General features: G+C 63.1%; 11 protein-coding genes. 8 read left to right on the plus strand and 3 right to left on the minus strand.

Going from position 1 to position 12,526, the window contains the following annotated elements; translation table 11 throughout:
* Positions 1–104: 104 nt before the first annotated feature.
* The 3 genes from gyrB to dnaA form a co-directional block, all read right to left on the minus strand.
* Positions 105–2,516, minus strand: a complete 2,412-nt coding sequence (gene gyrB / locus JNK68_05355) for a DNA topoisomerase (ATP-hydrolyzing) subunit B (GenBank protein ID MBL8539782.1) — start codon at positions 2,514–2,516, stop codon at positions 105–107.
* A 23-nt stretch (positions 2,517–2,539) separates the two neighbouring features.
* The gene (locus JNK68_05360; GenBank protein MBL8539783.1) at positions 2,540–3,646 is read right to left on the minus strand and encodes a DNA polymerase III subunit beta; all 1,107 of its coding nucleotides are present in this window, start codon (positions 3,644–3,646) and stop codon (positions 2,540–2,542) included.
* A 190-nt stretch (positions 3,647–3,836) separates the two neighbouring features.
* The gene (dnaA, locus tag JNK68_05365; protein ID MBL8539784.1) at positions 3,837–5,174 is read right to left on the minus strand and encodes a chromosomal replication initiator protein DnaA; all 1,338 of its coding nucleotides are present in this window, start codon (positions 5,172–5,174) and stop codon (positions 3,837–3,839) included.
* 160 nt (positions 5,175–5,334) lie between these two features.
* On the opposite strand from dnaA, the gene rpmH reads away from it, so the two are divergent.
* From rpmH to JNK68_05405, 8 genes are all read left to right on the plus strand, one after another.
* On the plus strand, positions 5,335–5,469 hold the full coding sequence (rpmH, locus tag JNK68_05370; protein MBL8539785.1) for a 50S ribosomal protein L34: 135 nt from the start codon (positions 5,335–5,337) through the stop codon (positions 5,467–5,469).
* Entirely contained in the window at positions 5,420–5,842 is a 423-nt protein-coding gene (gene rnpA, locus JNK68_05375) for a ribonuclease P protein component (GenBank protein ID MBL8539786.1), read from the plus strand. Before rpmH ends, rnpA begins: the two co-directional genes overlap by 50 nt.
* The gene (gene yidD, locus JNK68_05380; GenBank protein ID MBL8539787.1) at positions 5,818–6,027 is read left to right on the plus strand and encodes a membrane protein insertion efficiency factor YidD; all 210 of its coding nucleotides are present in this window, start codon (positions 5,818–5,820) and stop codon (positions 6,025–6,027) included. Before rnpA ends, yidD begins: the two co-directional genes overlap by 25 nt.
* A 13-nt stretch (positions 6,028–6,040) precedes the next feature.
* Positions 6,041–7,699 carry a membrane protein insertase YidC gene (yidC, locus tag JNK68_05385; GenBank protein ID MBL8539788.1) on the plus strand — a complete coding sequence of 553 codons (1,659 nt, stop codon included), beginning with the start codon at positions 6,041–6,043 and terminating at the stop codon, positions 7,697–7,699.
* Positions 7,700–7,706: 7 nt separating this feature from the next.
* Positions 7,707–9,053, plus strand: a complete 1,347-nt coding sequence (mnmE, locus tag JNK68_05390) for a tRNA uridine-5-carboxymethylaminomethyl(34) synthesis GTPase MnmE (protein MBL8539789.1) — start codon at positions 7,707–7,709, stop codon at positions 9,051–9,053.
* A gap of 130 nt (positions 9,054–9,183) precedes the next feature.
* A complete protein-coding gene (gene mnmG, locus JNK68_05395) occupies positions 9,184–11,079 on the plus strand; it encodes a tRNA uridine-5-carboxymethylaminomethyl(34) synthesis enzyme MnmG (protein MBL8539790.1) in 1,896 nt (631 codons plus the stop codon).
* On the plus strand, positions 11,076–11,705 hold the full coding sequence (gene rsmG, locus JNK68_05400; protein MBL8539791.1) for a 16S rRNA (guanine(527)-N(7))-methyltransferase RsmG: 630 nt from the start codon (positions 11,076–11,078) through the stop codon (positions 11,703–11,705). Before mnmG ends, rsmG begins: the two co-directional genes overlap by 4 nt.
* Complete coding sequence (locus tag JNK68_05405; GenBank protein ID MBL8539792.1) at positions 11,705–12,481, plus strand: ParA family protein; 777 nt, start codon at positions 11,705–11,707, stop codon at positions 12,479–12,481. Before rsmG ends, JNK68_05405 begins: the two co-directional genes overlap by 1 nt.
* Positions 12,482–12,526 lie beyond the last annotated feature (45 nt).

A 12,526-nucleotide genomic window follows, 5' to 3' on the forward strand; every position in this document is an offset into this window, starting at 1 on the left:
AAACACCCGGTTATGCCGGGCGTTTGTTCGTTCAGTGACCGCCAGAACCTTTCAGCGTCTTGCCAGCGTCCCCTGACTTGGAAATTGGTCTGGGCATCCGGCACTCAAACGTCGAGGTTACGCACGCCCAGCGCGTTCGCTTCGATGAATTCCCGCCGTGGCTCGACCACGTCACCCATCAACTTGCTGAAGATCTCGTCCGCCGAAATCATGTCCTCGATCTGCGTTCGCAGCAGGATGCGCTTCGCGGGATCCATCGTGGTTTCCCACAGCTGCTCCGGGTTCATCTCGCCGAGACCCTTGTAGCGCTGGATCGCGAGCCCGCGGCGTGCCTCGTCGAGCAGCCAGTCGAGCGCTTCCCTGAAGCTCGACACCGATCGGGTCTGCTGGCCGCGGCGCACGCTGGCACCGTCACGAATCAGTCCCTGCAGCAGCGCGCCAGTGCCCACGAGCTGGGCATAGTCGCCGCTCTGAACGAAATCCCGGTCGAGATAGGTCGTGCGTACGTTGCCGTGCTGCAGGCGTCGGATCACGAGCAGATGGGATTCGGTTCGATCGTCGTATCGTACTTCGATGCCGAGATCTGCGCTGGCGACCACTGCCGACAGCGTGCGCGCCGCTTCCGCCGCTGACTCGGCGTCATCCAGAGAGAATGCAGGCTGCTGCATGAGCGCGTGCAGGACCAGCGGATCGATGTGCCGACCGACACGCTCGATCACTGCCTCCGCCAGCAGGTATTCCTTGGCCAGATGTTCGAGCGGCTCGCGGCCGATCGGATCGGCATCGGTGGCGGGCATCAGCGCCGCATCCTCCAGCGCCATGTGCAGCAGATGCTGTTTGAGTTCGTGATCGTCCTTGAGATAGCGCTCCTGCTTGCCGTGCTTGACCTTGTAGAGCGGCGGCTGCGCGATGTAGATGTGGCCGCCCTCGACGAGTTCGGGCATGTGTCGATAGAAAAAAGTGAGCAGCAATGTCCGGATGTGCGAACCGTCCACATCGGCATCGGTCATGATGATGATGCGGTGGTAGCGCAGCTTCTCAGGTTTGTATTCGTCCTTGCCGATTCCGGTGCCGAGCGCCGTGATGAGGGTGGCGATCTCCTGCGACGAGATCAGCTTGTCGAAGCGCGCGCGTTCGACGTTGAGGATCTTGCCCTTGAGCGGCAGGATCGCCTGAAACTTGCGGTCCCGCCCCTGCTTGGCCGAACCACCGGCAGAGTCGCCCTCCACGAGATAGAGCTCGCTCAGTGCCGGATCCTTCTCCTGGCAGTCCGCGAGTTTCCCTGGTAATCCCATGCCGTCGAGCACGCCCTTGCGGCGCGTCATCTCGCGTGCCTTGCGTGCCGCTTCGCGCGCGCGCGCGGCATCGATGATCTTGGATGTGATCATCCTCGCCTCGTTCGGGTGCTCGAGCAGAAATGCCATGAGCGTTTCGGCGACGACTTCCTCCACCACGGGTCGCACTTCGGACGACACCAGCTTGTCCTTGGTCTGGGACGAGAACTTGGGTTCCGGCACCTTCACGGACAGGACGCACGTAAGGCCCTCCCGCATGTCATCGCCGGTCGTCTCCACCTTCGCCTTCTTCGCGACTTCGTTCTGGTCGATGTACTGATTGAGTGTCCGCGTCATGGCCGCGCGCAGGCCCGTGAGATGCGTGCCGCCGTCGCGCTGCGGGATGTTGTTCGTGAAACACAGCACCGACTCCTGATAGGAATCGTTCCACTGCATGGCGGCTTCCACGGTGATTCCGTCTCGTTCCCCCACCGCATGGTAGACATTCGCATGCAACGCATTCTTGGTGCGATTGATGTATTCGACGAATCCCTTCACCCCGCCGGAAAACGCGAAGTGATCTTCCTTGCCGGTGCGCTGATCGGAGAGAACAATGCGCACGCCATTGTTCAGGAACGAGAGCTCGCGCAACCGCTTCGCAAGAATGTCGTAGTGGTACTCGACGTTGCCGAACATCTCCTTCGCCGCGAGGAAATGCACTTCTGTTCCACGCCGCTCGGTCTTGCCGATGACCTTGAGGGGTTCGACCGGAACCCCCAGGCGGAACTCGACGAAATGGACCTCGCCGTCGCGCTTGATCGTGAGCCGAAGCCAGGCGGACAACGCGTTGACGACCGAGACGCCGACGCCGTGCAGGCCGCCGGAGATCTTGTAGGCATTGTCCCCGAACTTGCCACCGGCATGAAGCTCGGTCATCACCACTTCTGCAGTGGAGCGGCCCTCGGCCGGATGGATGTCGGTCGGTATGCCGCGGCCGTTGTCGATCACGCTGACGGAGTTGTCGGGATGGATGATCACCGAGATCTCGTCGCAATAGCCCGCCAACGCCTCGTCGATGGCGTTGTCGACGACCTCGAACACCATGTGATGCAGGCCGCTGCCGTCGGACGTATCGCCGATGTACATGCCGGGACGTTTGCGAACGGCATCCAGCCCCTTCAGGACCTTGATGCTGCTCGAATCGTAGTTGCCGCTTTGCGCGTGCGCGCCATTGTCGACCATAGATCGTCCGTAAGTTGTCGGCGTCAGATGCGCATGGGCATGACGACGTAGAGGAAGCCATCGCTGGCGGGAACCGTCAGCACGGCGCTGGAATTGGCATCGCCCAGCGCGCAGGCCACTGTCGGCGCGTCGAGATTCGACAGGACGTCCGTCAGGTAGGTCACGTTGAAACCGATGTCGAGCGTCTCGCCCTGATAGTCGATCTCGAGCTCTTCCTGCGCCTCTTCCTGCTCGGTATTCGTGCAAGCGATGCACAATGTGTCGGGGGACAGTATCCAGCGCACGCCCCGGAACTTCTCGTTGGAGAGGATGGCCGCACGCTGCAGCGCCTGCAGCAGCACCTGCCGGTCCATCTGGAACTGCTTCTGATACCCGGACGGTATGACACGCTTGTAGTCGGGAAACTTGCCGTCGACGACCTTGCTCACGAGAACAGTCGCGCCGAGGCTGAAGCGCACCTGGTTGCCGAGCACCTCGATCTGTACCGGTTCTTCGCTCTCGGACAGGAGTTTGATCAGTTCGACGACCGCCTTTCGCGGGACGATGACCTCTTCGCGAGACGTGCTGGCGCCGGTGGCCAGCGTGGCGAGCGCGAGCCGATGGCCATCGGTGGCGACCACGGTGATGGTTCCGTCCTCGATGATGAGGAGCAGCCCGTTCAGGTAGTAGCGAATGTCCTGCTGCGCCATCGCGTACTGAACCAGGGACAGCAGGTTGCGCAGCGCCCGCTGCTCCACGGAGAAGCTGGCACCCACGGTGCTGCCTTCGGCAATGCGCGGAAAATCCTGTGCCGGCAGCGTCTGCAGATTGAAGCGGCTGCGCTCGGCTTTGACGTGCAGCCTGTTGTCGGTGAGTTCCAGACTCACCTCTGCCGACTCCGGCAGGGAACGGAGAATGTCCTGCAGCTTGCGTGCGGATACGGTGACGGCGATGTCCTCGCCTTCGACGGCGCAAGGGCTGCGCGTGATGACCTGGATCTCGAGATCTGTCGCGGTCAGGTTGAGATTGCCCGGCCTGCGTTCGATCAGGACGTTCGAGAGAATGGGCAGCGTGTGCCTGCGCTCGACGATTCCAGTGACTGCGTGCAGGGGTTTCAGCAATGCATCGCGCGGTGCCTGGATGAGCTTCATTCCTTTATATCTTTAATAAGAGTTGATAAGGCCCCGCCGCAGGCGCGTACAACGCGGAGAATTCCTGTGCGCCGAAGAACTTGCAGCACCTGTAACCTCTTGCATAAGGGGGCGGGGAACTGTGCGCCGATTGTGGATAACAAAAAGGGTCAGGTACCGAGCGGGCAGTTGCTCACAATCCATTCACACATTAGCTGCGCAAGACCTGCAGGAGCGCGGCAAAGTCCCGCGTGATCTCGTTGTTGCTGGTGCGCAGTTCGGCGATCTTTCTGCAGGCGTGCAGTACCGTGGTGTGGTCGCGTCCCCCGAAGGCATCGCCGATATCCGGGAGACTCAGCTGGGTCAGTTCCTTAGCGAGCGCCATGGCCATCTGTCGCGGCCGCGCCACCGTGCGGGAGCGCTTCTTCGAGTACATCTCCGAGACCTTGATCTTGTAATAGTCGGCCACGGTCTTCTGGATGTTCTCGATCGAAATCTGGCGACTCTGTACCGCGAGCAGGTCCTTCAGCGCCTCGCGCGTGAGATCGACCGTCAGGCCCTGTCCGGAAAAGCGTGAATAGGCCAGCACCCGCTTGAGCGCTCCTTCGAGTTCGCGGACGTTGGACTGGATATGCTTGGCGATGAAGAAGGCGACGGTTTCGTCGAGCTTGACGCCTTCCGCTTCCGCCTTCTTGAGCAGGATTGCGACCCGCATCTCGAGCTCCGGCGGCTCCACGGCGACGGTGAGACCCCAACCGAAGCGTGAGATCAGTCGATCCTCGATGCCGCTGATTTCCTTCGGATAACTGTCGCAGGTGATGATCACCTGTTTGTGCGACTCGATCAGCGCGTTGAAGGCGTAGAAGAATTCCTCCTGCGTGCGACTCTTGCCGCCGAAGAACTGGATGTCGTCGACGAGCAGCAGATCGAGGGAGTGGTAGTAGCGCTTGAAATCGTCGAACGCCTTGTGCTGATAGGCACGCACCACGTCCGAGACGTATTGTTCGGCGTGGATGTAGCGTACCTTCGCGGCGGCATCGCGCTCGCTCAGCAGATTGCCGATCGCCTGGATCAAGTGCGTCTTGCCGAGGCCGACGCCGCCGTAGACGAACAGCGGGTTATAGGCCGCACCCGGGCGCTCGGCCACCTGGATCGCCGCCGCCCGCGCCAGTTGATTGGCCTTGCCGGTGACGAAGGTCTCGAAGCTGAACAGGGGATTGAGCCGCGATTGCTCGCGCGAAGCGGCAACCGGGGAGCGCTCGGCCTGCGGCGGCAGCGATGGCCGCTCCGGGACCCCTTCCTGGGCCGGAGAAAGTGCGATGTCGATAGCGACCGGGCGGCCGAAGAACTGTGCGGCCTGGGTGGCGATGCCGGCGAGAAAGCGATCCTTCACCCACTGCAGGACGAAGCGATTCGGGACCCAGAGCACCAACGATTGACCGTTGTCGGTCACGCGCAGCGGCTTGATCCAGGTCTTGAACTGTTGTGGGGAAAGCTCTTCCTCGAAGCGCGAAAGGCACGCTTGCCAGAAGCTATCTGTTTGAATCATTGACGATTTTTGATTATTCGAAGAAAGGCGCCGGAACACCCCCAAGGGCGGATTTTATCCTTTCGCGGACAAGTTATCCACAGAGCGGAAACGGGGATTGACAGCGGTAGCCGGTCGAGGTTGTAATGACGAGCTTTTTTGACCGACAAGGCCACACCGCATGAAACGCACCTACCACCCCTCGAAAGTTCGCCGCCAGCGCACTCACGGATTTCTGGTGCGGATGCGCACCCGGGGCGGTCGCGCTGTCATCAACGCCCGTCGCGCCAAGGGGCGCCATCGTTTGGCAGTGTGACGCTGCAGCGACGCGCAGACGCCTGCCGAGAACCCGGCGGCTGACGGGACAGGCCGATTTTCGCGCCATTCTGCGTTCTCCGGCGGTCGCGCGTCGGCGCGTCGTAGAAGGCTACGCGCGGCCAAACGCACTCGGTGTAGCCCGCTTGGGAATCGTCATTGGGCGCAAGGCGGCCGCATGTGCCGTCGCCCGCAACCAATGCAAACGGTGGGTGCGAGAGGCGTTCCGAGCGAGACAGTTCGATCTCGCCGGACTGGATGTGGTGGTTCGTTTTCGACCTCGACGTGAACGCCAAGCCGGGGTGGATACGCGTTCCGATGTGATCGAGATTTTTTCTGCCATTGCCCGATGTCGCGATTCCTTGTCGGCCTGATCCGGCTCTATCAACTTGTCCTCGCCCCGCTGTTTCCGGTGTCATGCCGCTTCGCACCCTCCTGCTCGGAATACGCGAGACAGGCCGTCCTCAAGCACGGCGCACTGCGCGGCGGCCGGTTGGCCGCAACGCGTATCCTCCGCTGCCACCCGTGGCACCCCGGAGGATTTGATCCCGTTCCCTGATTCCTGAAGCGCCATGGATACGCAGCGCATCGTCCTTCTCCTCGTCTTCACCGTTTCGCTCTTCCTGCTGCACGACGCGTGGCAGCGGCAGCACGCCGTGCCGCAAACGCCCAGCGCCGCGACCGACGCCGCCCGCGCGCAGCCGGGAGAGGTACCGGCACCGAGCGCTGCAACGGGCACACCCACGGCGCTGCCGTCGGCACCACAGGCGGAGACCCTGGCCGCGGGCGAGTCCGTCGAAGTCACTACGGACGTGATCCGCGCACAGATCAGCACGGCGGGCGGGGACTTGCGCCGGCTCGAGCTTCTCAGGCAGGCGGACAACGACGACCTGAAGAAATCGTTCCAGCTGCTCGGGGAGGGCCAAGGTCGGACCTATCTCGCTCAGTCGGGCCTGATCGGAGAGGGTTTGCCGAACCACAAGACGGTGTGGACGCCGCGAGCAAAGACCTATCAGCTCGCCGAAGGTGCGGACGTACTGGAGGTGAAGCTGGATGCCTCTGGCGGCGGGGTGCGAGTGACCAAGACCTACCGTTTCCACCGCGACTCGTACCTGATCGAACTCGACCACGAAATCGTGAGTGCGGGCAATGCCGCGGTACAACCGTATCTGTATTTCCAGTTCGTCCGCGACGGCGAAGCCCCGGCGGGGACTTCCCGCATGGCCCCGACCTTCACCGGGATCGGCGTCTATACGACGAAGGACAAGTTCCAGAAGGTGAGCTTCGAGGACATCGCCAAGGGCAAGCTCCCGTATCCGCGAAACAGCACGGACGGATGGATCGCCATCATCCAGCATTACTTCCTGAGCGCGTGGCTGCCCGCATCGGGGGTGCCGCGCGAGTTCTTCACCAAGCGGCTGGCCGACAATCTCTATTCGGCCGGGGTCATTGTCCCGTCAATCGCGGTGGAACCCGGGCAGACGGTGCGTGCGCCCATGTCCCTCTACAGCGGGCCGCAGGACCAGGAGCGGCTGCAGCAGCTGGCGGCTTCGGCGGCGCCGGGCCTTGATCTCGCGGTGGACTATGGGTGGCTCACGGTCATCGCCTATCCGCTGTTCTGGGTTCTGGCGTGGCTGCACAAGCTGGTTGGCAATTGGGGCTACGCGATCATTCTGCTCACCATCCTGATCAAGGCGGCGTTCTATCCGCTGTCGGCGGCGAGCTACCGGTCGATGGCGAAGATGAAGGTGCTCGCACCAAAGCTCCAGCGCTTGAAGGAGCAGTACGGTGACGACCGTCAGCGGCTGCACCAGGCGATGATGGAGCTCTACAAGACGGAGAAGATCAATCCTCTCGGCGGGTGTCTGCCGATCGTGGTGCAGATTCCCGTCTTCATCGCGCTCTATTGGGTATTGCTGAGCAGCATCGAGCTGCGCCAAGCACCCTTCATTCTCTGGATCCACGACCTGTCCAAGCCGGATCCCTATTACATCCTGCCGATCCTCATGGGGATCAGCATGATCCTGCAGAGCCGCCTGAGTCCGGCGCCGCCGGATCCCATCCAGGCGCGCATGATGCAGATCATGCCGATCGTCTTCAGCGTGTTCTTCTTCTTCTTCCCGGCCGGACTCGTCCTCTACTGGCTGGTGAACAACATCATCTCGATCGCGCAGCAGTGGTACATCACGCGCGGCCTCGAGCGGCAAAAAGGTGCCGTGGCGAAGACCTGAGTCCGCGATCGGGGCGCGGGCGAAGCGGGGAGAGGCGATCGTCGCGGTTGCGACCCCCGCCGGGGCGGGGGCGATCGGCATCGTCAGGGTTTCCGGTTCGAACCTCAATCCCCTGCTGAAGGGGATCCTCGGCGGACCTCTGCCGCCACGGCAGGCGGTTCTTTCCCTGTTTCGGGACGATGCCGGGACCGTGATCGATCAGGGTCTCGCGCTCCACTTTCCCGCGCCCGCGTCCTTCACCGGTGAGGACATGCTGGAACTGCAGGGGCACGGCGGCCCGGCTGTTCTGACTCATCTCGTCCACGCCTGCATGGCTTTCGGCGCTCGCGCCGCCGAGCCCGGGGAATTCACGCTGCGGGCCTTCCTGAACGACAAGATCGATCTGGCGCAGGCCGAGGCAATCTCTGACCTGATCGCAGCGAGCACTGAAGAAGCTGCCCGATGCGCGGTCCGATCACTGACAGGAGAGTTCTCGCGGGCGATAGACGATCTGCGGCAGGAGCTGCTCGACCTTCGGGTGCTGGTCGAAGGCACGCTGGATTTCCCCGACGAGGAGATCGACTTCCTGGAATCGGCGAACGCTCGCGGACGCTTGCAGCGCTTGAGACAGCGCTTGGCGGCGACGCTGCAGGCGGCGCAGCAGGGAAGTCTCCTGCGTGAAGGAATACGCGTCGTGCTGGCGGGCAAACCGAACGTGGGGAAGTCGAGCTTGCTCAATCGGCTGGCCGGCGAAGAGCTCGCCATCGTGACGGACATCCCGGGGACGACGCGCGATGCGATCCGGCAGACGCTGCAGATTCAGGGTGTGCCGATGCAGGTGATCGATACAGCGGGACTGCGCGAATCCGGAGATGCGGTCGAACGCATCGGCATCGAGCGCGCGTGGACAGCGCTTGAGAGCGCCGATGTCGTGGTGCGCATGCGGGAAGCCGGGCTGCCGGAGACGGAGGAGACCGGGTGGGAGCGTTTGCCAGGGTCTATCCGGAGGATCGAGGTCATCAACAAGATCGATCTCACCGGGGAAGCGCCTAGACTGGAAACGTCGGACGCGGCAATTCGGGTCTGGCTCTCGGCGCGCTCGGGAGCCGGGGTGGAGTACCTCGAGAAGGCCTTGTTGAGAGCGGTTGGCTGGCAGGGCAGGGGGGAGGGGGTGTTCATGGCGCGCGCCCGCCACCTGGAAGCGCTGCGCGCAGCCGAGGTATTGGTCGGGGACGCAGAGATCGAGAGTGGAGGGCTGGAGCTATTGGCTGAGCACCTTCGCCTTGCGCACGACGCACTGGGCTCGATCCTCGGCGTCGACACCGCGGATGATCTCCTTGGCGAAATTTTCGCCCGCTTCTGTATCGGCAAGTGAAGCGTCACGGTTTCACGTGGAACAGCGGTGATGATGTGTTTCACGTGAAACAGGCGTCCACGTCGACTCGGCCCACGGCCTTTGCGGTATCATGTGCGCCCCGCGCGAGCGGCATCGCCCTTCCTGCCAGATGCGATATTCCACCGACTTCGACGTAATCGTGATTGGCGGCGGCCACGCCGGAACCGAGGCGGCGCTTGCGGCGGCGAGACGCGGCAGCCGCACACTCCTGCTGACCCACAACCTGGAAACCCTGGGTCAGATGTCGTGCAATCCGTCGATCGGCGGCATCGGCAAGGGACATCTCGTGAAAGAGATCGACGCCCTGGGTGGCGCGATGGCCGTCGCCGCCGATGCAGCCGGTATCCAGTTCCGCATCCTGAATGCGAGCAAGGGGCCGGCCGTGCGCGCAACGCGAGCGCAGGCGGACCGCGTTCTTTACCGCCGGGCGATCCGTCACCGCCTGGAGAATCAGGAAAACCTCTGGCTATTTCAGCAAGGAGTGGACGACTTGATTCTCGATGGGGACCGGGTCGTCGGTGCCGTGACGCAACTCGGGATCCGCTTTCACGCCCGGGCGGTCGTCCTGACGACTGGTACCTTTCTCGCCGGGCTGGTTCATGTCGGTCTCACGAACTACCAGGCCGGGCGAGCCGGCGATCCCCCGGCCCTCAAGCTCGCTCAACGCCTGCGCGAACTGCGCCTGCCCGTGGGGCGGCTCAAGACCGGCACGCCGCCGCGTCTCGACGGTCGGACCATCGACTTCTCGGTCATGACCGAGCAACCCGGCGATTCACCGACCCCGGTGTTTTCTTTCTTTGGCAGCCCGGAGGAGCACCCGCGGCAGGTGCCGTGCTGGATCACGCATACCAACACCAGGACGCACGACATCATTCGGGCGGGCCTGGATCGGTCGCCCCTGTACACGGGCGTGATCGAGGGAGTGGGGCCGCGCTATTGCCCGTCCATCGAGGACAAGGTCAACCGCTTCGCGGGAAAGGACGCACACCAGATCTTTCTCGAACCCGAAGGGCTGGAAACCCACGAGATCTATCCGAACGGGATCTCGACCAGTCTTCCCTTCGACGTGCAGATCGAGATCGTCCGCTCCATCAAGGGCCTGGAAGCAGCGCACGTCCTGCGGCCCGGGTACGCCATCGAATACGATTATTTCGATCCGCGGGGACTCAAGCGCACGCTCGAAACCCGCGCGATCGAGGGATTGTTCTTCGCCGGCCAGATCAATGGCACGACCGGCTACGAGGAAGCGGCTGCGCAAGGATTGCTCGCGGGGGTGAACGCCTCGCTCCACGCGTCGAACGAAGAAGGCTGGACGCCGCGGCGGGATGAGGCCTACCTCGGTGTGCTCGTTGACGACCTGGTGACGCGCGGTGTGACCGAGCCCTATCGCATGTTCACCAGCCGCGCGGAATACCGTCTGAGTCTGCGCGAGGACAATGCCGATCTGCGCCTGACCCCTACGGGGCGGCGGCTGGGGCTGATCGACGACCATCGCTGGAGCGCGTTCGACGCCAAGCAGGAGGCGATCGAGCGCGAAACGGCGAGGCTGCGCGAAACCCGGCTCAGCAGCCGGCACATTTCCGCCGAGGATGCGCTGCGCGTGCTGGGGCAGGTGATCGATCGTGATCAGCCGCTGCACACCTTGCTGCGGCGCCCGGAAGTCACTTACGAGCGGCTCATGTCCCTACCTGGCGCCGGCCCTGCCGTCGCGGATGCCAGAGTCGCCGAGCAGGTGGAGATCCAGGCGAAGTACCACGGCTACATCGACCGGCAGCGCGACGAGATCGCGCGGCATCGGGAGAGCGAGGCGATTGCCCTGCCTGACGATCTGGACTATCGCTCGGTGCAAGGCCTGTCGGTGGAAGTGCGGGAGAAGCTGAATCTGCACCGGCCGCAGACGCTGGGTCAGGCTGCTCGCGTGCCCGGTGTCACTCCGGCCGCGATATCGCTGCTGCTGGTGCACCTCAAACGCCGCACGCAACGTCCGCAGAAGAGGTCGGCATGAACGAAGCCATCATGAGTCAGCTCGAGCGGGGATTGCTCGAACTCAAGCTCGCGCTGCCTGGAGCGGCTGCCGAGCGCCTGATCGCCTATCTCGATCTGATGGTCAAGTGGAACCGCGTCTACAACCTCACGGCGATCCGCGAGGTGGACCGGGCGCTCACACATCATGTGCTCGACTGCCTTGCCGTCGTCCCGCATGTGGCGGGCGGACGCGTGGCGGACGTCGGCAGCGGCGCCGGACTGCCCGGCATCCCGATATCCGTTGCACGGCCAGCGTGGCAGATCACCTTGATCGAAAGCAATCACAAGAAGAGCAGTTTCCTTTCCCAGGCCGTCGCCGAACTCGGCATCGCCAACGCATCCGTCGCTCAAGAAAGAGTGGAAGCGATCGAGCCGACGGGGAGTTTCGATCTGGTTGTCTCTCGCGCGTTTTCCGACTTGCCGGAATTTGCCCGCCTTGCGGGTCGCCTGGTCGCCCCCGGTGGCACCCTCGCAGCAATGAAGGGTCTGTATCCGGACGAAGAGATCGCCTTATTGCCCCGGGACTGGCGCGTCGAAGCGGTCGTTCCCCTTCGTGTGCCCGGCATCGAGGCCGCACGCCATCTGGTGCTGATGAAACGCGCGTGATGGTCAGGATCATCGCGGTCGCGAACCAGAAAGGCGGCGTCGGCAAGACCACGACGAGCGTTAATCTCGCGGCCAGCCTGGCGGCGGCGCACCGGCGCGTGTTGCTCGTCGACCTCGATCCGCAAGGCAACGCGACCATGGGGAGCGGCGTCAACAAGCGCACTTTGACGCATACCGTCTACCACGTGCTGCTCGGCGTGCAGCCCCTGTCGTCCGTGCGCGTGACCGAAACCAAGGGACTCTTCCACGTGCTGCCGTCGAACCGGGAACTGGCCGGTGCGGAAGTGGAACTGGTCGACATGCCGCGGCGCGAGCATCGCCTGAAGGGCGCCCTGGAAGCGGTCATCGAGGAATACGATTTCGTGCTGCTCGATTGTCCGCCAGCGCTGAGTCTGCTCACGGTGAACGCCTTGACAGCCGCGCATTCGGTCATGATTCCGATGCAGTGCGAATACTATGCGCTCGAAGGACTTTCCGATCTCGTGGGCACGATCAAGAAAGTGCGCGCTCACCTCAATCCTCGATTGGAGATCGATGGACTGCTGCGAACGATGTACGACCCGCGCAATACGCTGGCGCATCACGTATCCGCTCAGTTGAAGCAGCATTTCGGCGACAAGGTGTTCAATACCGTGATTCCCCGCAACGTGAGGCTCGCGGAGGCGCCGAGCTACGGGCTGCCGGTGGCGGTGTTCGACAAGCAATGCAAAGGCAGTCTGGCTTATCTCGCACTCGCCGGAGAAGTTCTCGGTCGACTGCAGGCGGCCGATCGGTGAGGATGAATTGGCAAAGCTGAAGGGATTGGGCCGAGGCCTCGATGC

The organism is Betaproteobacteria bacterium, assembly GCA_016791345.1.
Lineage (GTDB): Bacteria > Pseudomonadota > Gammaproteobacteria > Burkholderiales > JAEUMW01 > JAEUMW01.